We start from the raw sequence: 24,669 nt of genomic DNA on the forward strand, positions 1-24,669 counted from the left end.
GGCCGGGGCAGTGCGGCTACGGCAGGGCCAGCATCCGCTCCAGCGCCAGCTTCGCGAACGCCTCGGTCTCCTGGTCGACCTGGATCCGGTTGACCAGCTTGCCCTCGGCGAGGGACTCCAGGGTCCAGACCAGGTGGGGGAGGTCGATCCGGTTCATCGTCGAGCAGAAGCAGACCGTCTTGTCGAGGAAGACGATCTCCTTGCCCTCGGGCGCGAAGCGGTTCGCCAGCCGGCGCACCAGGTTCAGTTCCGTGCCGATGGCCCACTTCGAGCCGGCCGGGGCCGCCTCCAGCGCCTTGATGATGTACTCGGTCGAGCCGACGTAGTCCGCCGCGGCCACGACCTCGTGCCGGCACTCGGGGTGCACGAGCACGTTCACGCCGGGGATCCGGGCGCGGACGTCCTCGACCGAATCCAGGCTGAAACGGCCGTGCACCGAGCAGTGGCCCCGCCACAGGATCATCTTCGCGTCGCGCAGCTGCTCGGCGGTCAGCCCGCCGTTGGGCTTGTGCGGGTTGTACAGGACGCAGTCCTCGAGGGACAGGCCCAGGTCGCGTACGGCGGTGTTGCGGCCGAGGTGCTGGTCCGGCAGGAAGAGGATCTTCTCGCCCTGCTCGAAGGCCCACTCCAGGGCCCGCTGGGCGTTGGAGGAGGTGCAGATCGTGCCGCCGTGCTTGCCCGTGAACGCCTTGATGTCCGCGGACGAGTTCATGTACGAGACGGGCACGACCTGCTCGGCTATGCCGGCCTCGGTCAGCACGTCCCAGCACTCGGCGACCTGCTCGGCGGTGGCCATGTCGGCCATCGAACACCCGGCGGCGAGGTCGGGGAGGACCACCTTCTGGTCGTCGGACGTCAGGATGTCCGCGGACTCGGCCATGAAGTGCACACCGCAGAACACGATGTACTCGGCCTCTGGGCGGGCGGCCGCGTCCTTGGCCAGCTTGAAGGAGTCGCCCGTGACGTCGGCGAACTGGATGACCTCGTCGCGCTGGTAGTGGTGGCCGAGCACGAAGACCTTGTCACCGAGCTTCTCCTTGGCGGCGCGGGCCCGCTCGACCAGGTCCGGGTCCGAGGGCGAGGGCAGGTCGCCGGGGCACTCGACGCCCCGCTCACTCTTCGGGTCGGCCTCACGGCCGAGCAGCAACAGGGCGAGCGGAGTCGGCTGTACGTCGAGCTCCGTGGTCTGGGCGGTGGTCACGGCACGCACCCTTTCTACTTTTCGTCGATCTGACGTTATCTATCATAACCCGCTTCATGTCACTTTGACGATGGTCATCGCGTCGATGTGACGTGAATCCCGCGCCCCGGCCGACGCCGCTCCGCAGGGCGCTGTCCGCCGCTTCGCGCGTGTGCGAGCATGAAGGGCAAGAAGAGGAAAGAAGTGGAAACACGACTCCTCGGCGCGGAATGAATCCGCGGCCCCGACGGTTGGAAACGTCGGCAAGCAGTCTCCGTACAACCCGGGAGAGATGTAGATGTCCGTATCGGACGAGAAGACCACTGTCAGCGACGGCATCCTCCTGTCCGACGCCGCCGCGGCGAAGGTCAAGGCCCTGCTCGACCAGGAAGGCCGCGAGGACCTGGCACTGCGCGTCGCCGTTCAGCCCGGCGGCTGCTCCGGCCTGCGCTACCAGCTCTTCTTCGACGAGCGCTCGCTCGACGGGGACGTGGTGAAGGACTTCGACGGCGTCAAGGTCGTCACCGACCGGATGAGCGCCCCGTACCTGGGCGGCGCCTCCATCGACTTCGTCGACACCATCGAGAAGCAGGGCTTCACGATCGACAACCCGAACGCGACGGGCTCCTGCGCCTGCGGCGACTCCTTCAGCTAGGTCGCCCGTTCGCACCGCTGAACGACATGAAGGCGGCGGCCCCCTCCAACGGGGCCGCCGCCTTCGCGTTCGCGCCGCGCGAACCGCTGCCGGGCGTTACCGGACCTGCGGCAGCCGGGCGCCCGGCTTCTCCAGCGGGATCGCCGCGCCGTCCGACCCGACGACCTTCCGGCTGCCCAGCGACTCGTCCAGGTGCACGGTCTGGTGGTACTCCTTGGCGATCAGGATGCAGACCTTGTCCTTCCACGGCGTCTCGGTCACGGTGACCTTCACCTCGTCACCGCTCTCGGTCGCCGTGGCCTTGTAGTCGCCGCACACCCCGCCGGTGAAGCTCACGACCAGATCGTCGCCCTCGGCGGTGTAGCCGTCCACCTTCACGTCCCGCGTCCCCGACGAGGCGGTCGGCGACGGCGTCGGCGTCGCGGCGGACTTCAGATACGCCGGCTCCACGGCCGGCTGCGTCACCGTGTAGCCGCCCGCGACCCCTGCGGCCTGCACGTCGAACAGCCAGGACGGGACGAGCACCTGCCGTCCGCCCGAGGTGTGCGGAGCCAGCCCGAGCACCGCGTCCTCGACCGTCGCCGTCTGCGCCTGGGGGGCCGCCGTGGACGCACCGCACGGACTCTCCAGCCGGTCCTTCAGCGGCACCGGACTGGCGCAGCCGCCGATGCCCATCCGGTGGTCCGTCCCCGGTGCCGCGTTCAACGCGTCCAGCGCCTCCCGCGCGCTCAGCACGGGGTACGTGTCGCCCTTCACGGGCGGTTCCAGCTGCCCGTTCCCGCCGACCACCGCACCCTGGGCGTCGACGCTGATCCCGGTCGTCCAGCCGTAGGTGGGCAGCTCGCCGAACACCGGGTCGGCGTTCACCACCCGCTGGCTCCCCATGACCTGACTCGCGTCCACCCGGGCGCCGTCCTGTCCGACCGCCTCGAGAACCGGCGCCGCCGCCTTCTTCGCGGCCGCCTCGCTCACCGGGGCGCCGGATCCGGCCAGGGGGGTCACCGTGCACTTGTCGGTGCCGGCCGTGCAGTTGTCGGTGCCGGGCGCGTACCGGGTGAACGTCCACATCCCCGGCGCCTGCCGGTTCACCCGCAGCACCGGGCCGGAGCCGTCGTTCCCGGCGCCGACCTTCCACGCCTCGCCGTCGACGACCGGCGTCCCCTCGGCCCCCAGCGCCTTCGCCAGCCGGGCCACCTCGTCCTTCGTGACCTCGCCCTTCGCCCAGTACACGGGCGCGGAGCCGGGGCCGTCGGGAAGGGTGCCGGCGGCCTTGTAGGTCACCCCGTAGGGGTTCGGCTCACCGGGCGCGATGCCGCTCGTACCGCCCTCGGGGGTACTCGTATCCGTACCCGTACCCGTGGAGTAGCCGTCCAGGAGGAGCGCCGCGGGCGTGCCGTCACCGGACGGTGAACCGGCGTCGGCACCCCCACCGGAGCCGCCGACCGTACTGGAGGTCAGATAGGCCCCGCCCCCGCCCACCAGCAGCACGGCGGCCGCGACGGAGGCGATGAGAACGGGGGAGCGGCGGCGCGGGCCGGCCGGGGGCGCGTCGGCGGCCACCGGCCCGACGACGTGCTCGTCCGGCCCCTCGCCCGCGCCGGAGCCGGAATCGGCCGGCACCTCACCGACCTCGGCCCCGACCTCGGCGCCGACGCCGGCCTCGGACGCGGCGGCCCGCTCACCGGCGTCGCTGCCGGTGTCCGTGGCGGTGGTGTCCGCGGTGCCGGTGCCGGTGCCGGTGGCTGCGGTGTCGGTGTCCGCGGTGGTGTCGGCCTCGGAAACGGCGGGAGCCCCGGCATCGGAGCCGGCGGGAGTGTCGGCAGGGCCGGCCTCCTCGTCCGGAACGCCGGCCTCCGTGGCCGGCGCGTCCTCGGCCCGCGCCTCCTGGACCTCGGTCTCCCGGACCTCGGCCTCGGCCGTCTTTGAACCCGTCTCCTCCGGCTCGCGCGCGGCGTCGTCGTTCTCGGGTCGCTCGGTGTTCACCGCATCGCTCCTTCGGCTGCCCTGCTGGCGTACCCCACATCCCCTTTACGGGGGACGGCGATGGGACGCGACGGGGGAGCGCACGGTTCCCTCCCGAGCGCCGTTCCGAAGGAAAACGAGGGTTTACCCCTAGTTGCCGTAGTCCGGCATCGCCTCCAGGAGCCGCGCCGACGTCGCCGGAACGATCACGCCGAGGATGAGTGACGGGGAGACCGGACGGGAAGTGATCTTCTCGGGGGCGGCCCAGTGCCGAGCCATCCGGGCGCCGTCACCGCGCAGCGACGCCAGGTCGCCGTCGAGGTCGGCCGGAGCGGGGGCGTGGACCTTGAGGTTCGTCATAGCCGAACCGTATGCACGCCGGAGGCCGCGAAGAAAGATCTACTATCGGGTAGTTTCGGCTGCTTCAGTGGCGCGGGTCGACCGGGTAGCGTGAACTGTCAATCCCCCTCCCCTCAGGAGAGTCCACGCCGTGCGCATCGCAGTCACCGGCTCCATCGCCACCGACCACCTCATGACGTTCCCCGGCCGCTTCGCCGACCAGCTCGTCGCGGACCAGCTGCACACGGTCTCGCTCTCCTTCCTGGTCGACAACCTGGACGTGCGCCGGGGCGGCGTGGGCGCGAACATCGCCTTCGGCATGGGTCAGCTGGGGACCGACCCGATCCTGGTCGGCGCCGCGGGCGCGGACTTCGACGAGTACCGGGCCTGGCTCGACCGGCACGGCGTCGACACCGGGTCGGTCCGTATCTCCGAGACCCTGCACACCGCCCGCTTCGTGTGCACCACCGACGCCGACCACAACCAGATCGGCTCCTTCTACACCGGTGCGATGAGCGAGGCCCGCCTCATCGAGCTGAAGACCGTCGCCGACCGGGTGGGCGGCCTGGACCTGGTCCTGATCGGCGCCGACGACCCGGAGGCGATGCTCCGGCACACCGAGGAGTGCCGTACCCGCTCGATCCCCTTCGCGGCCGACTTCTCCCAGCAGATCGCCCGAATGAACGGCGACGAGATCCGGATACTGCTGGAGGGCGCGACGTACCTGTTCTCCAACGAGTACGAGAAGGGCCTCATCGAGTCCAAGACGGGCTGGACGGACGCCGAGATCCTCTCCAAGGTCGGCCACCGCGTCACCACCCTCGGCTCGCGCGGCGTCCGTATCGAGCGGGCCGGCGAGGACCCGATCGAGGTCGGCTGCCCGGAGGAGGAGGCCAAGGTCGAGCCCACGGGCGTCGGTGACGCATTCCGCGCCGGCTTCCTCTCCGGCCTGGCCTGGGGCGTCTCCCACGAGCGCGCCGCGCAGATCGGCTGCATGCTCGCCACCCTCGTGATCGAGACGGTCGGCACCCAGGAGTACCAGCTGCGCCGCGCCCACTTCATGGACCGCTTCACCAAGGCCTACGGCGACGAGGCCGCCACCGAGGTCCGCAAGCACCTGGCCTGACTCAGGACAGCCGGCGGACCACATAGGCCGAGCCGCGGTCCGCCGGCTCCTCACCGACGTACTCCTGGTCCCGCATCTCGCACCAGGCGGGGATGTCCAGACGGGCCGCCTCGTCGTCGGACAGCACCCGCACCGTGCCCCCGACCGGCACCTCCCCGATGACCTTCGCCAGCTCGATGACGGGAATCGGACACCGCTTGCCCAGCGCGTCCACGACGAGCTCCTCGCCGCGTACGGCGGCAGCGGTCGGCGCGACGGGCGCCCCGAGCTTCTCCCGCACCCCCGCCACCGCCCCCGGCAGCACGGCGAGGAACCGTTCGACATCCTCCTCGGCGACGCCCGTCGGCAACGAAACCCGCACGTTTCCCTCACTCAGCACCCCCATCGCCTTCAGCACATGGCTGGGCGTCAGCGTGCTGCTGGTGCAGGACGACCCGGAGGAGACGGAGAACCCCTCCCGGTCCAACTCGTGCAGCAGCGCCTCCCCGTCGACGTACAGACAGGAGAAGGTGACGATCCCCGGCAGCCGCCGCAGCGGGTCCCCGACGACCTCCACGTCCGGTACGACGGCCGCCACCCGCGCCCGGATCCGTGCCGTCAGCTCCCGCAGCCGTACCGCCTCGGCCGCCGCCTCCGCCCGCACCGCCCGCAGCGAGGCAGCCGCGGCCACGATCGCCGGAATGTTCTCGAACCCGGCCGCTCGCCCCGACTCACGCTCGTCCACCGGCCCTTGGACGGCGAACCGCACCCCCTTGCGCACCGCGAGAAGCCCCACCCCGGACGGCCCGCCCCACTTGTGCGCGCTCGCCGCCAGCAGCGACCAGGGCCCCTCCACCGGCCCCCAGCCGAGCGACTGCGCCGCGTCCACCAGCAGCGGCACCCCCGCCTCCCGGCACAGCTCGGCCACGGCCGCCACCGGCTGCTCGGTCCCCACCTCGTGGTTGGCCGACTGCAGACAGGCCAGCGCGGTGTCGGCCCGCAGGGCGTCGCCGTACGACTCGACGGCGACGGCACCGGTCCTGACCACCGGGACCCGGGTCACCGCCCCGCCCTCCGCCTCGAACGCCTCTGCCGAATGGAGTACCGAGGAGTGTTCGACGGCTGACACGATCAGGTGACGCCCGACCCGTCGGCGCCCGGCCAGCGCGCCCGCGATCCCGGTGTGCACGGCCCGCGTTCCGGAAGCGGTGAAGACCAGTTCGTCCGGCCGGCAGCCCACCGCCTCGGCGGCCGCCTCCCGGGCGGCGTCCAGCAGCATCCGCGCCCGCCTCCCCTCCCGGTACAGCCGGGCGGGATCGGCCCACCCCTCGTCGAGCGAGGCCAACAGGGCCTGGCGGGCCACGGGATGCAGGGGAGCGGCGGAAGCGGCGTCGAAGTAGGACACACGGCAACGGTAGAGCGCTGGTGAGGCCGGCACCCCAGGGACGCGGGGAACTGCGCGACAGGCCACAGCAGGCCCGCAGCCGCCACACATGCCGCATTGACGAGCTATTAGGCGCTATCAGACGCTCATCCCACCCCTTCGGGGTGACCCGCGGCGCGTATGCCACCCTCCCCGCGAACCCCCGGAAGGCGTCGGCTAGGGTTTGGTCCGCATAAACATCCAAACCCCTGCCCGACGCAGGGCGGCGACCGACCCGCGAGAAGGCAGGCCGCAGCCAACCGCGCGGGCGAGACTCTCGGGAAGGCGCTACGTGAGTCCCAACGGCTCCGACCGCTCGCCGCGGCGCCCGATGCGGCGGAAGCTGCTCCAGGCAATGACCGCGGGCCTGGTCCTGGCGACCGCCACCGGTTGCACATACAAGGACTTCCCCCGCCTTGGTATGCCCACCCCGGTCACAGAAGAGGCTCCGCGGATCCTCTCCCTGTGGCAGGGATCCTGGGCAGCCGCGCTGGCCACCGGCGTGCTGGTGTGGGGCCTGATCCTGTGGAGTGCTTTCTTCCACCGGCGCAGCCGCACCAAGGTCGAAGTTCCTCCGCAGACCCGGTACAACATGCCCATCGAGGCGCTGTACACGGTGGTTCCGATCATCATCGTCTCGGTGCTGTTCTATTTCACGGCCCGTGACGAGTCGAAGCTGCTGAGCCTCGACAAGAAGCCCGATGTCACGGTGAACGTGGTCGGCTTCCAGTGGAGCTGGTGCTTCAACTACATCGAGAACGTCGACGGTTCCGACGGGAACGCGAAGACCGACAAGAACCTGGCCGCGATCCCGGACCGGTTCAAGGCGGACTTCCCCGACAACGCCGGCGGCGTCTACACCTGCGGTACTCCCGGTGAGCGGAACCCGCAGACCAACAACCCCGGCCCGACCCTCTGGCTCCCTGAGGGCAAGACGGTCCGCTTCGTCCTCACCTCGCGTGACGTCATCCACTCCTTCTGGGTGGTGCCGTTCCTGATGAAGCAGGACGTCATCCCGGGCCACACCAACTCCTTCCAGGTGACCCCCAACAAGGAGGGCACCTACCTGGGCAAGTGCGCCGAACTCTGCGGCGTCGACCACTCCCGGATGCTCTTCAACGTGAAGGTCGTCTCCCAGGAGCGCTACGAGCAGCACCTCAAGGACCTCGTGAAGAAGGGGCAGACCGGTTACGTTCCCGCGGGCATCGAGCAGACGAGCCACGAGAAGAACCGGGAGACGAACAACCTGTGAGCATCCTCAACGAACCCCAGGGTGCCTCCGCAGCTGAGGACTCGTACGAGAACGAGCTGCCGGTCAGGCGCAAGCAGCCCGGCAACGTCGTGGTGAAGTGGCTGACGACCACCGACCACAAGACCATCGGTACGTTGTACCTGGTCACGTCGTTCGCGTTCTTCTGCATCGGTGGCGTCATGGCGCTCCTCATGCGCGCCGAGCTCGCCCGACCGGGCTTGCAGATCATGTCGAACGAGCAGTTCAACCAAGCGTTCACGATGCACGGCACGATCATGCTGCTGATGTTCGCGACGCCGCTGTTCGCCGGCTTCACGAACTGGATCATGCCGCTCCAGATCGGCGCGCCGGACGTCGCCTTCCCGCGGCTGAACATGTTCGCCTACTGGCTCTACCTGTTCGGCTCGCTGATCGCCGTCGCCGGTTTCCTCACCCCGCAGGGTGCGGCCGACTTCGGCTGGTTCGCCTACGCCCCGCTGTCGGACGCGGTCCGCAGCCCGGGTATCGGCGCCGACATGTGGATCATGGGTCTGGCCTTCTCCGGCTTCGGCACCATCCTCGGCTCGGTCAACTTCATCACCACGATCATCTGCATGCGCGCGCCCGGCATGACGATGTTCCGGATGCCGATCTTCACCTGGAACGTCCTGCTGACCGGTGTCCTGGTCCTGCTGGCCTTCCCGGTCCTGGCGGCCGCGCTGTTCGCCCTGGAGGCGGACCGCAAGTTCGGTGCCCATGTCTTCGACGCGGCCAACGGCGGCGCGTTGCTGTGGCAACACCTCTTCTGGTTCTTCGGCCATCCAGAGGTGTACATCATCGCCTTGCCGTTCTTCGGGATCATCTCCGAAGTGATCCCGGTGTTCTCCCGCAAGCCGATGTTCGGTTACATGGGCCTGATCGCGGCCACCATCTCGATCGCCGGTCTCTCGGTGACGGTGTGGGCGCACCACATGTACGTCACGGGTGGCGTGCTGCTGCCGTTCTTCTCCTTCATGACGTTCCTCATCGCCGTGCCGACGGGCGTGAAGTTCTTCAACTGGATCGGAACGATGTGGAAGGGCTCACTGTCCTTCGAGACACCGATGCTGTGGGCGACGGGCTTCCTCATCACCTTCACCTTCGGTGGTCTGACCGGCGTCATCCTGGCCTCGCCGCCGATGGACTTCCACGTGTCCGACTCGTACTTCGTGGTGGCGCACTTCCACTACGTCGTCTTCGGCACCGTCGTCTTCGCGATGTTCTCCGGCTTCCACTTCTGGTGGCCGAAGTTCACCGGCAAGATGCTCGACGAGCGCCTCGGCAAGATCACCTTCTGGACGCTGTTCGTCGGCTTCCATGGCACCTTCCTCGTCCAGCACTGGCTGGGCGCCGAGGGCATGCCGCGTCGGTACGCCGACTACCTGGCGGCCGACGGCTTCACCGCCCTGAACACGATCTCGACGATCAGCTCGTTCGTCCTCGGTCTGTCCGTGCTGCCGTTCTTCTACAACGTGTGGAAGACCGCCAAGTACGGCAAGCCGGTCGGCGTCGACGACCCGTGGGGCTACGGCCGCTCCCTGGAGTGGGCCACCTCCTGCCCGCCGCCGCGCCACAACTTCCTCACCCTGCCGCGGATCCGCAGTGAATCCCCGGCGTTCGACCTGCACCACCCCGAGATCGCCGCGCTCGAGCAGCTGGAGCACGCCGGCCACGGTGCCAGTGCCATCTCGGGCAGCAAGGAGGCCGGCAAGTGAAGATCCAGGGCAAGATGTTCGTCTGGCTGAGCGTCTTCGTCCTCGTCATGGCGATCGTCTATGGCGTGTGGTCGAAGGAGCCGGCCGGTACCACGGCCCTCTTCCTGGCCTTCGGCCTGTGCATCATGATCGGCTTCTACCTGGGCTTCACCGCCCGGCGGGTCGACGCGGGCGCGCAGGACAACAAGGAGGCGGACGTCGCGGACGACGCCGGCGAGCTGGGCTTCTTCAGCCCGCACAGCTGGCAGCCGCTGTCGCTGGGCATCGGCGGCGCCCTGGCCTTCCTGGGGGTCGCTGTCGGCTGGTGGCTGCTGTACTTCTCCCTGCCGCTGATCCTCATCGGTCTGTGGGGCTGGGTCTTCGAGTACTACCGCGGTGAGAGCCGCACCCAGTAGCACGCACTGAACACAGGCTGAGCCCGGACACTCCGTCAGGAGGGTCCGGGCTCACGCTTTTGCCGCAACGGTGCTCCTCCGTCCGTGTCACTCAGCGCGCCGCGGCCGACCCGGCTCCCTAGCGTGAAGCCATGAGCCACGAACCCCGCCCTCGCACCGTCGTGGGCTGCACCCTGCTGGTGATCGCCCTGGGCGCGGTTGCAAGCGCCTGCGGCTCGGACGGCAACCCGCTCTCCGCGCGTCCCTACGACGCGACGGACCAGATCTCCTTCAACAACCTCGGTGGCGACGGGAAGAAGTCCGACCCGGACAAGCCCCTGGAGGTCACCGCGCAGGACGACGACCGCATCACGGACGTCACCGCCGTGGACGGCGCAGGCCGTTACGTGGCGGGCGAACTCGCCGCCGACGGCAGCCGCTGGCACAGCACCGAGCCGCTGGCGGCGAACGCCCACTACACGGTCCGCGTGAGCACCGAGGACGACGACGGTGCCCCCGGCCGCCGGGTGCTCACCTTCGACACCGGCAAGCCCACCTCCAAGAAGCGCCTGGGCGTCGAGTTCGGCCCCGACGCGGGCGAGTACGGCGTCGGCCAGCCCGTCACCGCCAAGCTGGACCAGCCCATCAAGGACCCCGCCCAGCGGGCCGTCGTCGAACGCGCCCTCAAGGTCGACTCGACGCCGTCCGTGCAGGGTGGCTGGCACTGGGTGGACGACAAGGAACTCCACTACCGGCCGCAGGAGTACTGGCCCGCCCACGCCAGCCTCCGGGTGCACAGCAACCTGGACGGCATCAAGATCAGCGACCGGCTGTGGGGCGGTCCCACGAAGGACCTCAAGCTCACGATCGGCGACCGGGTCATCGCCGTCACCGACGCGTCGTCGCACTCCATGACGGTCTTCAAGAACAACGAGGAGATCAACCAGATCCCCGTCACCACCGGCAAGCCCGGCTTCGAGACCCGCAACGGCGTCAAGGTCGTCCTGGGCAAGGAGTACTTCGTACGGATGCGCGGCACCACCGTCGGTATCGCGGAGGGCTCCTCGGAGTCCTACGACCTGCCCGTGTACTACGCGACCCGCGTCACCTGGAGCGGCGAGTACGTCCACGCGGCCCCCTGGTCCGTGGGCTCCCAGGGGTACGCGAACGTCAGCCACGGCTGCACCGGCATGAGCACGGGCAACGCCGAGTGGTTCTTCGACAACATCCGCCAGGGCGACGTCGTCCAGGTCGTCAACAGCTACGGCGACACGATGGAGACCTTCGGCAACGGCTTCGGCGACTGGAACCTGGACTGGAAGAAGTGGACCAAGGGCAGCGCGCTGACGGGCGGCAAGCAGAAGGCGGAGCAGGACACGTCGAGACTGCGGCCCGCTGCGGTGTAGGCACTGCCGGGAGCGCGGCTGCCGGGGGCGCGGGGAACCCCACGCCCCTGTGCCCCCGCTAGGCGCTCTGTGTAAGGCTCTTGCGCCGCATCAGGGACGCCAGGGCCGAAGCGAACTCCACGGGCTCCACAGGCAGCGTCACAGCCGCGTCAGCGCGGCTCCAGGTGGCGAGCCAGGCGTCCTGGGGCCGCCCGATGAGCAGAAGCACCGGCGGGCACCGGAAGACCTCGTCCTTGATCTGCCGGCACAGCCCCATGCCGCCCATGGGCGCGGCCTCGCCGTCCAGGACGACGACGTCGACGCCGCCCCTGTCCAGCTCCCGCAGCACCGCCGCATGCGTCGCGCACTCCAGGAACTCCACCACGGGGACGTCCGGCGCGGGCCTGCGCCCGGTCGCGAGCCGGACCTGCTCGCGGGTGTTGGCGTCGTCGCTGTAGACCAGCACCGTGGCGGTCGCCTGCATGCTTCCTCCGTGACATCAGCGTCGTACGGACAGAACCGATGCCGCGGATGCTACTCCCTTGAACACGTCGTCAACACCGCTTGGAACACCACTTCGATGGGCCATACGGGCAGTACACACGGTGCGAACACTCCGAACGGCACCCCCCGGAGTGAGGGCGGGATAAGGGACCGACATAATGTCGGTCGTGGCGACAGCAACGACAGTAGAAACCGGGCACGCGCACCCGTCGGTCAATCGGCCGAACCTCACCAGTGTCGGAACCATCATCTGGCTGAGTTCCGAGCTGATGTTCTTCGCGGCCCTCTTCGCGATGTACTTCACCCTGCGATCGGTGACGGGTCCTGATCACTGGAAGGAAATGGCCGAGGCCCTGAACTTCCCGTTCTCGGCCACCAACACCACGATCCTGGTGCTCTCCTCGCTCACCTGCCAGCTCGGCGTCTTCGCCGCCGAGCGCGGGGACGTGAAGAAGCTCAGGATGTGGTTCATCGTCACCTTCATCATGGGTGCGATCTTCATCGGCGGTCAGGTCTTCGAGTACACGGAGCTGGTGAAGAAGGACGGGCTCTCGCTCTCCTCCGACCCGTACGGCTCGGTGTTCTACCTGACCACCGGCTTCCACGGCATGCACGTGACGGGCGGCCTCATCGCCTTCCTGTTCGTCCTCGGGCGCACCTACGCGGCCAAGAGGTTCACCCACGAGCAGGCGACCGCGGCCATCGTCGTGTCCTACTACTGGCACTTCGTCGACGTCGTCTGGATCGGCCTCTTCGCCACGATCTACATGATCAAGTAGCCGGGCACGCTCGCTCCCGCACATACCAAGCATCGACGCAGAAGATCCTGACACCGGGGTAATCCGTGAAAAAGCTCTCCGCACGACGACGCCATCCGCTGGCGGCGCTCGTCGTCCTACTCCTCGCGCTGGCGGCTACCGGGGGGCTGTACGCCGCGTTTGCGCCCGCGAGCAAGGCGCAGGCAGACGACACCGCCCAGTCCCTCGCCATCGACGAGGGCAAGAAGCTCTACGCCGTTGGCTGCGCAAGCTGCCACGGCACCGGCGGTCAGGGGACCTCCGACGGCCCGAGCCTGGTCGGCGTGGGCGCCGCGGCCGTCGACTTCCAGGTCGGCACCGGGCGCATGCCCGCTGCCACCTCCCAGGGCGCCCAGGTGCCCTCGAAGAAGGTCATCTACACGCAGGCCGAGATCGACCAGCTCGCCGCGTTCATCTCCTCCCTGGGCGCCGGTCCGTCCGTCCCGACCGACGCCGAGTACGGCCCGGAAGGTGCGGACATCGCCAAGGGTGGCGAGCTGTTCCGCACCAACTGCGCGCAGTGCCACAACTTCACCGGCAAGGGCGGTGCCCTCACCAAGGGCAAGTACGCTCCGACCCTCGAGGGCGTGGACCCGAAGCACATCTACGAGGCCATGCAGACCGGCCCGCAGAACATGCCTTCCTTCCCCGACACCACCCTGTCGGAGCAGAACAAGAAGGACATCATCGCGTACCTGCACGCGGTCAACAGCGACGAGACGAACAACCCCGGTGGTCTGGAGCTGGGCGGCCTCGGGCCGGTCAGTGAGGGCCTGTTCGCGTGGATCTTCGGTCTCGGTGCCCTGATCGCGGTAGCCGTCTGGGTCGCCGCTCGGACCGCAAAGGCCAAGAAGTCATGAGTAGCCAAGACATTCCAGAAGAGAACCTGCCTGCTGAGCAGGGCCACGCGCACGGCAGCGCCGTAGGCGTCGCGGACGAGCAGAACCCGTTCGCGGACCCGGGGCTGCCGCCTCACGAGCATCGCATCCAGGACATCGACGAGCGGGCCGCCAAGCGGTCCGAGCGTGCGGTCGCCTTCATGTTCACGCTGTCGATGCTCGCCACGGTCGGCTTCATCGCCTCGTACGTGGCGATCCCCGCCGACAAGTCGATCTTCGTGTTCCCGATCGGCCACCTCAGCGCGCTGAACTTCGCGCTGGGTCTGACGCTGGGCACGGCGCTGTTCACCATCGGCGCCGGCGCGGTCCACTGGGCCCGCACCCTGATGTCCGACGTGGAGGTCGCCGACGAGCGGCACGCGATCGCCGCGCCCCCCGAGGTCCGTGCGAAGGTCCACGCGGACTTCAAGCAGGGTGCCAAGGAGTCCGGGCTCGGCCGTCGCAAGCTGATCCGCAACACGATGTTCGGCGCGCTCACCCTGGTGCCGCTGTCCGGTGTCGTGCTGCTGCGCGACCTCGGCCCGCTGCCCGAGGACAAGCTGCGTCACACGCTGTGGGCCAAGGGCAAGCTGCTCGTCAACATGAACACGAACGAGCCGCTGCGTCCCTCGGACGTCGCCGTCGGTTCGCTCACCTTCGCCAAGCCCGAGGGCCTGGAGGAGCACGACGAGGAGTTCCAGAACGAGATCGCCAAGGCGGCCCTGATGATCGTCCGGCTCCAGCCGGACAACATCAAGGACAAGCAGGAACTCGACTGGTCCTACCAGGGCATCGTGGCGTACTCGAAGATCTGCACCCACGTCGGTTGCCCGATCTCGCTGTACGAGCAGCAGACGCACCACGTGCTGTGCCCCTGCCACCAGTCCACCTTCGACCTCTCCGACGGTGCCCGAGTGATCTTCGGCCCCGCCGGCCACGCCCTGCCGCAGCTGCGCATCGGTGTGAACGACGAGGGCTATCTCGAGGCGCTCGGCGACTTCGAAGAGCCCGTCGGTCCTGCTTTCTGGGAGCGCGGATGAGCACGAACGAGAACACCGAGAGCAACGAGTCCCGCGACCGCGGGAAGGCTCCGGCGGGCGAGCGGATCGCCGACTGGACCGACGGCCGGCTGGGGATCTACTCCCTGGCCAAGGCCAACATGCGCAAGATCTTCCCCGACCACTGGTCGTTCATGCTGGGTGAGATCTGCCTCTACAGCTTCATCATCATCATCCTCACGGGTGTGTACCTGACGCTGTTCTTCCACCCGTCGATGAACGAGGTGGAGTACCACGGCAGCTACGTCCCGCTCCAGGGACAGCTGATGTCCGAGGCGTTCAGCTCGACCCTGCACATCTCGTTCGACGTGCGCGGCGGTCTGCTCATCCGGCAGATCCACCACTGGGCGGCGCTGATCTTCCTCGCCGGCATGTTCGTGCACATGATGCGGGTGTTCTTCACGGGCGCGTTCCGCAAGCCGCGTGAGATCAACTGGCTGTTCGGCTTCCTGCTGTTCGTCCTCGGCATGTTCACCGGTTTCACCGGTTACTCGCTCCCGGACGACCTGCTCTCCGGCACCGGTGTCCGCTTCACCCAGGGCGCGATCCTGTCGATGCCGATCGTCGGCACGTACATCTCGATGTTCCTGTTCGGCGGGGAGTTCCCGGGCCACGACTTCGTGGCGCGGTTCTACTCGATCCACATCCTGCTGCTGCCGGGCATCATGCTCGGGCTCGTGGTCGGCCACCTGATCCTGGTCTTCTACCACAAGCACACGCAGTTCGCGGGCCCCGGAAAGAGCAACAAGAACGTCGTCGGCATGCCGCTGCTGCCGGTGTACATGGCCAAGGCCGGAGGCTTCTTCTTCCTGGTCTTCGGTGTCATCGGGGTCATCGCGGGCATCGCGCAGATCAACCCGATCTGGGCCATGGGCCCCTACCGTCCGGACCAGGTGTCCACCGGCGCCCAGCCCGACTGGTACATGGGCTTCGCCGAGGGTCTGATCCGCTTCATGCCGGGCTGGGAGATCAACATCTGGGGCCACACCCTGGTCCTGGGCGTGTTCATCCCGCTGGTCCTGTTCGGTGTTCTGCTCGCGATCCTCGCGCTCTACCCCTTCATCGAGTCGTGGGTCACGGGCGACAAGCGCGAGCACCACATCCTGGACCGGCCGCGCAACGCCCCGACGCGCACCGCGCTGGGCGTCGCCTGGGTCACGATGTACATGATCATGCTGGTCGGCGGTGGCAACGACCTGTGGGCCACCCACCTCCACCTGTCGATCAACTCGATCACCTGGTTCGTCCGGATCTTCTTCATCGCCGGACCGGTCATCGCGTACATCGTCACCAAGCGGATCTGCCTCGGCCTCCAGCGCCGGGACCGGGACAAGGTGCTGCACGGTCGCGAGACCGGCACCATCAAGCGCCTGCCGCACGGTGAGTTCATCGAGATCCACGAGCCGCTCAGCCAGGAGCAGCTGCACACCCTCACGGCGCACGAGCAGTACGAGCCGGCCGCGATCGGCGCCGCCGTCGACGAGAACGGCGTCGAGCGCAAGGTGCAGGGCAAGGAGAAGCTCCGCGCCAAGATCAGCGGGGCGTACTTCGGTGAGGACCAGCAGATTCCGAAGCCCACCGCCGAGGAGTACAAGGAGATCACGAGCGGCCACGGCCACCACTGATCGCTGAGGCGTCGCCACGCCACAGGAAAGGGCCCCGTCCGGTCTTCGGACGGGGCCCTTTGCCGTGCCCACGGGCTGGATAGGGTGGGGTGCACCTTGTCACGAGGTGCGCGACGGCACACGACGTACCCGATGTACCCGACGAACACGACGACACACGCAGGAGCGGCTATGAGCGCTGTGACCCCCGCTGGAGGCGACACCGCGGCGGGCCGTTCCTGGCCCGAGGTACTGAACGGTCTGCTGTACGGTCGCGACCAGGACGCCGACGCCACGTTCTGGGCGCTGGACCGGATCATGCGCGGCGAGGCGACCGACGCGCAGATCGCCGGGTTCGTGGTGGCGCTGCGGGCCAAGGGCGAGACCGTCGCGGAGATCAACGGGCTCGTCCGGGCGATGTACGAGCACGCCAACCTGATCGAGGTGCCCGGCCGGACCGTCGACATCGTCGGCACCGGCGGCGACGGCGCGAAGACGGTCAACATCTCCACGATGTCGGCGATCGTCGTGGCCGGCACGGGCGCCACGGTCGTCAAGCACGGCAACCGGGCGGCGTCCTCCGCGTCCGGCGCCTCCGACGTCCTGGAGAAGCTCGGCGTCAATCTGGAGCTGACCCCGCGGCGGGTGGCCGAGGTGGCCCAGGAAGCCGGGATCACCTTCTGCTTCGCGATCAAGTTCCACCCGGCGCTGCGTCATGTGGGCGCCGCGCGCGGCCAGTTGGGCATCCGCACGGTGTTCAACGTGCTCGGCCCGCTGACCAACCCCGCCAAGGTGCGGGCCCAGGCGGTCGGGGTCGCGGACCCGCGGATGGCGCCGGTCGTCGCGGGCGTCTTCGCCGAGCGCGGCAACTCGTCCCTGGTCTTCCGGGGCGACGACGGCCTCGACGAGCTGACCACGACGGCCACCTCCCATGTGTGGGTCGTCCGCGACGGCAAGGTCACCGAGGAGACCTTCGACCCGCGTGACGTCGGGCTCGAGCTGGTCCCGGTCGAGGCTCTGCGGGGCGGGGACCCGTCGTACAACGCGGAGGTCGCCCGCCGCCTCCTGGAGGGCGAGACGGGCCCGGTGCGGGACGCCGTGCTGCTGAACTCGGCGGCGGCGCTGGTGGCCCTGGAGCCGGGCTCCGGGACCCTTGCCGGGCAACTGCGCGACGGCATGGACAAGGCGGCCGAGTCGATCGACTCGGGTGCGGCCAAGCGGGCGCTGGAGCGCTGGGTCGCCGCCACCCGGGCGTGACGCCCCACCGCTGACGGCCGTCCCGCGATCCGGACACGGGTTGCGGGACGGCGATCACTTCACGTACGTTCCTGTATCAGGTCATGAGTGACAGTCATGAGGCCCCGGCCGACTGTCCGGCAACCCTCCGTCCGTGGCGGGGTGCCCCGGGTGAAGACCAGGTCGTAGGCAGCGAGGTCTACGGCAAGCGCGGACCCCTCGCACTCTTCTGAGTGAGTACCGCCAGGGGTCCTGGTCGTCGAGGGAGCCTTCCGTGAGCAAGCGAATGCGATAGGGCGTAGAGCCCCGCCTCCGCACACCCCTTTCACCTTCCTCCGTGCTCGAGCCATGTCCGCTCGCACGGCGGTTCCCCCTTGCCTCTCACGGGAGTTCGCCATGTCTGTCTCCACCGCTGCCGCCACCCGTACCGTTTGTGCACCGCTGCCCGTTCTCGGCCGGGATGTCACGGTCCCGCTCGTCACGGGCGGCGAGGTCACCTACGCGGCGCTCGACTACGCGGCCAGCGCCCCCGCCCTCCAGCGCGTCTGGGACGACGTGGCGGCCTACGCCCCGTACTACGGCAGCGTCCACCGGGGCGCCGGCTACCTCTCGCAGCTGTCCACGGACCTCTTCGAGAACGCCCGCAGGACGGTGACCGAGTTCCTGGACTGCCGCCCCGACGACCAGCTGGTCTTCACCCGCTCGACGACGGACTCCCTCAACCTGCTGGCGCGGGCCCTCCCGGCCGGCTGCCAGGTCTTCGTCTTCGAGACCGAGCACCACGCCTCGCTGCTGCCCTGGCAGGACGCCCGGGTCACCTACCTGAACGCCCCGCGCACCCCGCGCCAGGCCGTCGAGACGCTGGAGCGGGCCCTCGCCGACCGTGACCCGCACGGCCCGGCCCTGGTCTGTGTCACCGGCGCCTCGAACGTCACCGGCGAGCTGTGGCCGGTGCGCGAGCTGGCGGCCGCCGCGCACGCCCACGGCGCCCGGATCGTCCTGGACGCGGCCCAGCTGGCCCCGCACCACCCGGTCTCCGTGCGGGAGCTCGACGTCGACTGGGTCGCCTTCTCCGGTCACAAGCTGTACGCGCCCTTCGGCGCCGGCGTGCTGGCCGGCCGCGCCGACTGGCTGGTGGCGGCCGACCCGTACCTCGCCGGCGGCGGCGCCAGCCGCAAGGTCACGCGGCGCGAGGACGGGGGAGTGGACGTGGAGTGGCACGAGAGCGCCGCCCGCCACGAGGCCGGCTCCCCGAACGTGATCGGCGCCTACTCCATCGCCTCGGCGTGCAAGGCCCTCACCGAGGCGGGCTTCGACAGCCTGGTCGCCCGGGAGGAGTGCCTGATCGCGAAGGTGCGGGCCGGTCTGGCCGAGGTCCCGCAGGTGAAGGTGCTGTCCCTGTTCGGCGACGACGCCCCGCGGGTCGGCGTGATCTCCTTCGTCGTCGAGGGCTGGAACAGCTCCCACTTCGCCGCCGCCCTCTCCGCCGAGTACGGCATCGGGGTCCGCGACGGCCTCTTCTGCGCCCACCCCCTGGTCCGCACCCTGCTGGGCAGCGACCCCCAGACCCAGGGCGAGTGCGGCGCCCCCGAGGCGGCTCCCGGCGAGAAGTCCCTCAACGCGATCCGGGTGAGCTTCGGCGCGGGAACCCCGGACGAGCACGTGGAGCGCTTCGTGAACGCGGTGCGCGAGCTGGTGAGCGAGGGCGCGCAGTGGCAGTACCGGACGGAAGACGGCCGCTGCGTGCCCGCGGTCTGAGCGACGGTCCGCCGGAGGCGGTGTTCAGCCGGTCAGGAGTCCAGCCCGATCGCGAACGCCGCCTCCAGGTCGTGCTGCGAGTAGGTGCGGAAGGCGACGTGCGTGTCCGTGCCCTCCACCCCGGGGATCTTGCTGATGCTGCCCGGGATGACCTCCGCCAGGTCCTCGTGCTCCTTCACCCGCACCATGGCGATCAGGTCGTACGTCCCGGTGACGGAGAAGACCTCGCTGACGGAGTCCAGCGAAGCGATCCGCTCCGCGATCTCGGGAATCCGGTCCACGCTGGTCTTGATGAGGACGATCGCGGTGATCACGGCTGGTTCTCTCCCTCGGGGGCCGGAGCTGGGGCGGGCTTCACTCTAGTCGCCCGCCCGTCACCCGCCGCCGCCCCTTCGAGGCCGTCCTTCGGGCCCGGCTTCCTCCCGAAACGGGCCCACGCGTAGAGGAGCCCCAGGCCGAAGCCCACCAGGTGCGCCAGATAGGCCACCCCCGGCCCCTGGGCGGCCCGCCCCGCCGCCACCCACTGCAGGGCCGCCCAGAAGGGCAGCACGACCCACGCGGGGAAGCGCAGCGGCAGGAAGAACAGGAGCGGCAGGAGACTGGTCACCCGCGCCCGGGGGAACAGGTACAGAAACGCGCCGAGGACCGCGGAGATCGCTCCGGAGGCGCCGACCAGGGACTGCGACGACTCGGCGTTGGCGGCGGCGTAGCCCAGCAGGGCCAGGTAGCCGCAGCCGAGGTAGAAGAGCGTGAACTCGACGCGGCCCATCCGGTCCTCGGTCATCGTCCCGAAGACGTAGAGGAAGAGCATGTTGCCCAGCAGGTGCACCCAGCTGCCGTGGACGAAGAGAGCCGTGGCCGGGGTCAGGGCGGCCCGTGGCGCGCCCTCGAAGAGCTCGCCGGGCACCACGCCCCAGCGCCGGAAGTAGGCGCGCTGTGCCGCCAGCAGCTCGTCGCCGGAGCCGTACGCCGGATTGAAGCCCGAGGCGGGCCCGATCAGGAAGATCAGGCAGCACAGGGCGATCAGTGCGTAGGTCACCGGCGCCGGGCGGTTGCGGACCACCCTGCCGACCGTCCCGTTCCAGTCGCCGATCATGAGAACAAAGCATGACGTAATCGGACGCACTCGTCCGGACCGCCTCGCCGCCGCGGACGGATGGGCGGCGAGTACCCGCCAGGCCGTAGGGTTACGAGCCATACGCGCGGGGGAGCCTCCGGCCCGACCCCGGCAACCGGAAGCACGACACTAGAAGGAAGCGGATAGCCACGATGACGGTTCCCCTGCCGACCGCCGCGACGCGGTGGCGCTGCACGCTCTGCGGCAACCTCACGCGGTTCGACGTGACGCGCTCGTCGAAGGTCGTCGAGTACGTGCACCTCGACCTCGCCGGTGAGCCGAAGGTCGAGGAGCGCGAGGTGGTCAGTGAGACCATCGAGTCGGTGCGGTGCCGCTGGTGCAACGCCGTGGACCAGGTGGAACTCGTGGATCGGCCGGGCGCCGGTTCCTGACGATGGGGGTCCCCCGCTCGAGCGAAGCCGAGAGTGGGCGAGGCCCGCACAGTATTGGGGTGTGACGGATGGTGGAGAGCGCAGGCGGGGGGCCGGGCGACGGCGCCGCCGAGATGCTCGACCGTCCGCTGCCGGACGGCGTGCGGCGCAGGGTCGTACAGATCGTCTCCGACGGCTTCGGCGGGCTGACCGTCGGCGAACTGCCCGTCCAGTTGCGGCAGTACGCCCGGTTCGCACCGAACCGGCGGGCGAAGTTCGCGGGCAACGCGATGGCCGCCGCGCTGGAGACCGATCCGCTCTTCCGGCAGCGCATCGCCGAGAAGTTCAGAGAGGCCCAGCCGGAGCTCGCCGGCGCTCTCGACTCCGGCTCGCCGACCCCGGCCGCGGACCCGCACGAAGTGGCGGCCGCGGCCTATGTGCTGCGGCCCACCGGCTGGGTGAAGCTGGTCACCGCGGCCGGTGAGGAGGCCCAGCGGGCGGACGCCGAGCGGGCCGGCGAGGAGAGCCGGGCCGAACTGGAGCGGCTGCGCGAGGAGCTCGACCGGGCCCGTGAGCAGTCCCGGGCGGGCACCGAGGGGCTGCGCGCCGAACTGGACGCCGCGAAGAAGGAAACGGAATCGCTCCATCGCAAGCTGCGTTCGGCCCTCAGTGACGTGAAGCGGGGCGAGGCCGCGCTGCGCAAGGTGCGCGGCGAGCTGGAGACCGTGCGCGCCGAGGGGCAGACCCAGGTGTCGGCCGCGGAGAGCGAGACCCGGCGGCTGAAGGCGCGGCTCGGCGAGGTGGAGGCGGCGCTGGAGGCCACCCGGCGGGCGGCGCGCGAGGGGCGCAGCGTCGAGGACATGCGGGTGCGGCTGCTGCTGGACACGGTGCTCGACGCGGCCCAAGGGCTGCGGCGGGAACTGGCGTTGCCGCCGGTGTCGGTGCGTCCGGCGGCAACCGTCGACGCGGTCGAACCGGGACGAATGACCCCGAAGGACATCGCCACGCGTGCTCTGTCGGAGAACGATCCGGCCATTCTCGACCAGTTGCTCGCGCTGCCCCAGGCCCATCTCGTCGTCGACGGCTACAACGTCACCAAGACCGGCTATCCGCAGATGCCGTTGGAGAAGCAGCGGCTCCGGCTGCTCGGGCAGCTCTCGCAGCTCGCCGCGCAGACCGGCGCCGAGGTCACCTGTGTCTTCGACGGGGCCGAACTGGCCGCTCCGGTGCTGCTCGCGCCGCCGCGAGGGGTGCGGGTGCTGTTCTCCAAGCCGGGTGTCACGGCGGACGAGCTGATCCGTCAGCTGGTGCGGGCCGAGCCGCCGGGCCGGCCGGTCATCGTCGCCTCGACCGACCGTGAGGTGGCCGACGGGATCGCCAAGGCGGGTGCCCGACCGGTGGCTTCCGCGGTACTTCTGAAGCGGCTGTCCTAAACGTCGAAGTTCCAGGTTTATTGCCCGAATTGGCGGGATCGTCACGCAACGTAGCGTCAATCGAGCATGACTACACGTGAGTTGATTGAAAAAACTGCGTTGCGTGGTGGGTTTTTTTCTCCTGAGGATTTGAACTGATCACGGCGAGGTCACTAAGGTCAGGGCTCGCATCTCCAAACGGGTGATCACTCAAAAGAAGGAGCCCGTCTCCGTGGCGTCCCACCGTCGACCGAAGCAGCCGAGTCGCGCACGCGTGACCGTGCTGACCACCGCAGCCGCCGCTGCCGTCGTACTGAGCTCGCAGGCCGCCAACGCGGCGCCCAGCGAGAAGCTCACCAAGGACGAGGTCAAGACCAAGGTCGACAAGCTCTACGAGGACGCGGAGCAGGCCACCGAGAAGTACAACGGTGCCAAGGAGAAGCAGGAGAAGCTCCAGAAGGAGATCTCCACCATCCAGGACAACGTCGCTCGCGGTCAGGCCGACCTCAACGAGCTGCGCGACTCCATGGGTCTGGCGGCCGCGGCCCAGTACCGCACCGGGTCCATAGACCCCTCCCTGCAGCTGCTCCTCTCCTCGGACCCGGACGACTACCTGGACAAGGCGTCCGCCGCCGACCAGCTCAGCGCCCAGCAGGTCGAGGCGCTGAAGAAGATCCAGGAGAAGCAGCGCGAGCTCGCCCAGGAGCGCAGCGAGGCCTCCACCAAGCTCAAGGACCTCGCCACCACCCGCACCGAACTGGGCAAGAAGAAGAAGGAAGTCCAGGCCAAGCTCACCGAGGCGCGCAAGCTCCTCAACACGCTGACGGCCAAGGAGCAGGAGTCCCTCGCGGCCGCCGACGCCCGCGCCAGCCGCGACGCCGGCGACCGGGTGGACCTCGGCGACTCCCCGACGGGCTCCGGCCGGGCCATGGCCGCCTTCCAGGCCGCCCAGAGCCAGCTCGGCAAGCCCTACCAGTACGGCGCCACCGGCACCGCCACGTACGACTGCTCGGGTCTGACCTCCTGGGCCTACGCCCAGGCCGGCGTCTCCATCCCGCGCACCTCGCAGGCGCAGGCCAACGCCGGTACGCGCATCTACTCCCAGAGCGCCCTCAAGGTCGGCGACCTGGTCATCTTCTACGGCGACCAGCACCACGTCGGCTTCTACGCGGGCAACGGCCAGGTGCTGCACGCCCCGCGCACCGGCACCGTCGTGCGCTACGAGTCGATCAACAACATGCCCTTCCAGTTCGGCGTCCGGATCTGATCGGTCCCCGGACCGGGACACCATGCCGCCCGAACGGGCGAATTACGACAACGAGAAGTGACCCCACGCCCCGCCGGTGACCTGCGTCAGCGGCGGGGCGTCACTGTGCGTTGCCGCCGAGGTCTTTGGCCGACCCCCCACCTCGGGGCTACTGTCTGCCGCGTTTCCCTGTCCGCCAGCGGAAGGAGCGCGGCATCCCGTGGGGTCCCATCGCCGCCTTGCACAGTCCGGGTTCGACCGGGGCGCCACCAGCGCCCTGAGCGTGCTGTCCGTCGCGGCCGCCGCACTCGGCGCCGTGTCCGCCGTACCGGCCACGGCCGCTCCGCACGACGACACCCGCGCCGAGGTGGACCGTCTCTACGAGGAGGCCGAGAAGGCCACCGAGGCCTACAACACGGCCGACGAGCGCGCCGACACCCTGCGGGGGCAGGTCGGTGTGGCCCAGGACCACATCGCCCGGCAGCAGGAGCGCATCAACGGCCTGCGTGAGCAGCTCGGTTCGCTGGCCGGTGCCCAGTACCGCTCCGGCGGCCTCGACCCCTCCCTGGCGCTGCTGTTCTCCGACGACCCGGAGGAGTACCTCGCCAAGGCGTCCGTCCTCGACCGGATCACCGCCCACCAGGCCGGCGAGCTGAGGGAACTCCAGGGCGCCATGCGGGAACTCACCCAGGAGCGCGCCGAGGCCGCGGGCCAGCTCGCCGAACTGGAGAAGAGCCGCAAGGCCGTGGTGCGGCACAAGCGGACCGTGGAGCAGAAGCTCGCCAAAGCGCGGCAGCTGCTCAACGCCCTGCCGTCCGCCGAACGCGCCGCCTTCGACCGGGCCTCCCGCTCCGGCCGGGACACGATGTCCGACCTGTCGGGCGCCGTCCCGGCCTCGGGCCGTGCGGGCGCCGCCGTGGCCGCCGTGCGCTCCGCGCTCGGCAAGCCGTACGTCTGGGGCGCCAACGGGCCCACCGGGTTCGACTGTTCGGGCCTCATGCAGTGGTCGTACGCGCAGGCCGGGATCTCGCTGCCGCGCACCTCGCAGGCCCAGGCGCACGCGGGCCGGCGGGTGCCGCTCTCGCAGGCCCGGCCCGGCGACATCGTCACCTACCGCTCCGACGCCAGCCATGTCGGCATGTACGTCGGCAACGGTCAGGTCATCCACGCCCCCTATCCGGGTGCGCCGGTGCGTTACGACCCGGTCGGGATGATGCCGGTCTCGTCCGTCACCCGGCCCTGAGCGGAGCCCGCGCGGGGCCGCCGCCGTACGATCGGGA

At 69.5% G+C, this 24,669-nt stretch carries 23 protein-coding genes and 1 riboswitch; of the genes, 16 read left to right on the forward strand and 7 right to left on the reverse strand.

Annotation, left to right across the window (positions count from 1 at the left end; genetic code table 11):
• Nucleotides 1–16: 16 nt before the first annotated feature.
• Nucleotides 17–1,201 carry a quinolinate synthase NadA gene (gene nadA / locus OG933_RS31300; protein WP_405630144.1) on the reverse strand — a complete coding sequence of 395 codons (1,185 nt, stop codon included), beginning with the start codon at nucleotides 1,199–1,201 and terminating at the stop codon, nucleotides 17–19.
• Nucleotides 1,202–1,478: 277 nt separating this feature from the next.
• On the opposite strand from nadA, the gene OG933_RS31305 reads away from it, so the two are divergent.
• The gene (locus tag OG933_RS31305) at nucleotides 1,479–1,835 is read left to right on the forward strand and encodes an iron-sulfur cluster assembly accessory protein (protein ID WP_015033024.1); all 357 of its coding nucleotides are present in this window, start codon (nucleotides 1,479–1,481) and stop codon (nucleotides 1,833–1,835) included.
• Nucleotides 1,836–1,931: 96 nt separating this feature from the next.
• Here OG933_RS31305 and OG933_RS31310 read toward each other — a convergent pair whose 3' ends face one another.
• Entirely contained in the window at nucleotides 1,932–3,818 is a 1,887-nt protein-coding gene (locus OG933_RS31310; protein ID WP_405630149.1) for a hypothetical protein, read from the reverse strand.
• 129 nt (nucleotides 3,819–3,947) lie between these two features.
• The gene (locus OG933_RS31315) at nucleotides 3,948–4,157 is read right to left on the reverse strand and encodes a hypothetical protein (protein ID WP_020130006.1); all 210 of its coding nucleotides are present in this window, start codon (nucleotides 4,155–4,157) and stop codon (nucleotides 3,948–3,950) included.
• Between the two features lie 130 nt (nucleotides 4,158–4,287).
• On the opposite strand from OG933_RS31315, the gene OG933_RS31320 reads away from it, so the two are divergent.
• Entirely contained in the window at nucleotides 4,288–5,262 is a 975-nt protein-coding gene (locus OG933_RS31320) for a carbohydrate kinase family protein (RefSeq protein ID WP_020130005.1), read from the forward strand.
• A gap of 1 nt (nucleotide 5,263) precedes the next feature.
• Here OG933_RS31320 and OG933_RS31325 read toward each other — a convergent pair whose 3' ends face one another.
• Nucleotides 5,264–6,646, reverse strand: a complete 1,383-nt coding sequence (locus tag OG933_RS31325; protein ID WP_405630151.1) for a cysteine desulfurase/sulfurtransferase TusA family protein — start codon at nucleotides 6,644–6,646, stop codon at nucleotides 5,264–5,266.
• A gap of 310 nt (nucleotides 6,647–6,956) precedes the next feature.
• On the opposite strand from OG933_RS31325, the gene coxB reads away from it, so the two are divergent.
• The 4 genes from coxB to OG933_RS31345 all read left to right on the forward strand — a co-directional run bounded on the left by coxB (nucleotide 6,957) and on the right by OG933_RS31345 (nucleotide 11,429).
• On the forward strand, nucleotides 6,957–7,916 hold the full coding sequence (gene coxB, locus OG933_RS31330; protein ID WP_020130003.1) for a cytochrome c oxidase subunit II: 960 nt from the start codon (nucleotides 6,957–6,959) through the stop codon (nucleotides 7,914–7,916).
• Nucleotides 7,913–9,649 (forward strand): cytochrome c oxidase subunit I, encoded by a 1,737-nt coding sequence (gene ctaD / locus OG933_RS31335; protein WP_054242816.1) that lies wholly within the window; start codon nucleotides 7,913–7,915, stop codon nucleotides 9,647–9,649. The genes coxB and ctaD overlap by 4 nt, the downstream gene beginning before the upstream one ends.
• Nucleotides 9,646–10,044, forward strand: a complete 399-nt coding sequence (locus tag OG933_RS31340) for a cytochrome c oxidase subunit 4 (RefSeq protein WP_020130001.1) — start codon at nucleotides 9,646–9,648, stop codon at nucleotides 10,042–10,044. Before ctaD ends, OG933_RS31340 begins: the two co-directional genes overlap by 4 nt.
• 131 nt (nucleotides 10,045–10,175) lie before the next feature.
• Nucleotides 10,176–11,429 carry an Ig-like domain-containing protein gene (locus OG933_RS31345; RefSeq protein ID WP_405630154.1) on the forward strand — a complete coding sequence of 418 codons (1,254 nt, stop codon included), beginning with the start codon at nucleotides 10,176–10,178 and terminating at the stop codon, nucleotides 11,427–11,429.
• Between the two features lie 58 nt (nucleotides 11,430–11,487).
• Here OG933_RS31345 and OG933_RS31350 read toward each other — a convergent pair whose 3' ends face one another.
• Complete coding sequence (locus tag OG933_RS31350; RefSeq protein ID WP_362272428.1) at nucleotides 11,488–11,892, reverse strand: hypothetical protein; 405 nt, start codon at nucleotides 11,890–11,892, stop codon at nucleotides 11,488–11,490.
• Between the two features lie 178 nt (nucleotides 11,893–12,070).
• Between OG933_RS31350 and OG933_RS31355 the strand changes: the two genes are divergently transcribed.
• The 6 genes from OG933_RS31355 to OG933_RS31380 all read left to right on the forward strand — a co-directional run bounded on the left by OG933_RS31355 (nucleotide 12,071) and on the right by OG933_RS31380 (nucleotide 19,243).
• Nucleotides 12,071–12,691 (forward strand): heme-copper oxidase subunit III, encoded by a 621-nt coding sequence (locus OG933_RS31355; RefSeq protein WP_362528047.1) that lies wholly within the window; start codon nucleotides 12,071–12,073, stop codon nucleotides 12,689–12,691.
• Nucleotides 12,692–12,756: 65 nt separating this feature from the next.
• Entirely contained in the window at nucleotides 12,757–13,569 is an 813-nt protein-coding gene (locus OG933_RS31360; protein WP_020129997.1) for a c-type cytochrome, read from the forward strand.
• Nucleotides 13,566–14,627, forward strand: a complete 1,062-nt coding sequence (locus OG933_RS31365) for a Rieske 2Fe-2S domain-containing protein (RefSeq protein WP_362528043.1) — start codon at nucleotides 13,566–13,568, stop codon at nucleotides 14,625–14,627. The genes OG933_RS31360 and OG933_RS31365 overlap by 4 nt, the downstream gene beginning before the upstream one ends.
• Nucleotides 14,624–16,270 carry a cytochrome bc complex cytochrome b subunit gene (locus OG933_RS31370; protein ID WP_362528039.1) on the forward strand — a complete coding sequence of 549 codons (1,647 nt, stop codon included), beginning with the start codon at nucleotides 14,624–14,626 and terminating at the stop codon, nucleotides 16,268–16,270. The genes OG933_RS31365 and OG933_RS31370 overlap by 4 nt, the downstream gene beginning before the upstream one ends.
• A 171-nt stretch (nucleotides 16,271–16,441) precedes the next feature.
• Complete coding sequence (trpD, locus tag OG933_RS31375) at nucleotides 16,442–17,506, forward strand: anthranilate phosphoribosyltransferase (protein ID WP_405630158.1); 1,065 nt, start codon at nucleotides 16,442–16,444, stop codon at nucleotides 17,504–17,506.
• Nucleotides 17,507–17,585: 79 nt separating this feature from the next.
• Nucleotides 17,586–17,702: riboswitch (SAM riboswitch) on the forward strand.
• A 179-nt stretch (nucleotides 17,703–17,881) separates the two neighbouring features.
• Nucleotides 17,882–19,243, forward strand: coding sequence for an aminotransferase class V-fold PLP-dependent enzyme (locus OG933_RS31380; protein ID WP_405630161.1), 1,362 nt, complete (start codon nucleotides 17,882–17,884; stop codon nucleotides 19,241–19,243).
• Nucleotides 19,244–19,275: 32 nt separating this feature from the next.
• Here the strand turns inward: OG933_RS31380 and OG933_RS31385 are convergent, their stop codons facing one another.
• Both OG933_RS31385 and OG933_RS31390 read right to left on the reverse strand, forming a co-directional pair.
• Nucleotides 19,276–19,557 (reverse strand): Lrp/AsnC family transcriptional regulator, encoded by a 282-nt coding sequence (locus OG933_RS31385; protein WP_020129992.1) that lies wholly within the window; start codon nucleotides 19,555–19,557, stop codon nucleotides 19,276–19,278.
• Complete coding sequence (locus tag OG933_RS31390) at nucleotides 19,554–20,339, reverse strand: rhomboid family intramembrane serine protease (protein WP_405630164.1); 786 nt, start codon at nucleotides 20,337–20,339, stop codon at nucleotides 19,554–19,556. Before OG933_RS31390 ends, OG933_RS31385 begins: the two co-directional genes overlap by 4 nt.
• A 173-nt stretch (nucleotides 20,340–20,512) precedes the next feature.
• On the opposite strand from OG933_RS31390, the gene OG933_RS31395 reads away from it, so the two are divergent.
• The 4 genes from OG933_RS31395 (at nucleotide 20,513) to OG933_RS31410 (ending at nucleotide 24,632) form a co-directional block, all read left to right on the forward strand.
• On the forward strand, nucleotides 20,513–20,752 hold the full coding sequence (locus tag OG933_RS31395; protein ID WP_020129990.1) for a hypothetical protein: 240 nt from the start codon (nucleotides 20,513–20,515) through the stop codon (nucleotides 20,750–20,752).
• A 68-nt stretch (nucleotides 20,753–20,820) separates the two neighbouring features.
• On the forward strand, nucleotides 20,821–22,164 hold the full coding sequence (locus OG933_RS31400) for an NYN domain-containing protein (RefSeq protein WP_362528026.1): 1,344 nt from the start codon (nucleotides 20,821–20,823) through the stop codon (nucleotides 22,162–22,164).
• Nucleotides 22,165–22,375: 211 nt separating this feature from the next.
• A complete protein-coding gene (locus OG933_RS31405) occupies nucleotides 22,376–23,410 on the forward strand; it encodes a C40 family peptidase (RefSeq protein ID WP_267020348.1) in 1,035 nt (344 codons plus the stop codon).
• A gap of 199 nt (nucleotides 23,411–23,609) precedes the next feature.
• The gene (locus OG933_RS31410; protein WP_362528022.1) at nucleotides 23,610–24,632 is read left to right on the forward strand and encodes an NlpC/P60 family protein; all 1,023 of its coding nucleotides are present in this window, start codon (nucleotides 23,610–23,612) and stop codon (nucleotides 24,630–24,632) included.
• Nucleotides 24,633–24,669: the final 37 nt, after the last annotated feature.

Origin of the sequence: Streptomyces sp. NBC_00016, from assembly GCF_045040885.1 — a bacterium.
Classification (GTDB): domain Bacteria; phylum Actinomycetota; class Actinomycetes; order Streptomycetales; family Streptomycetaceae; genus Streptomyces; species Streptomyces coriariae.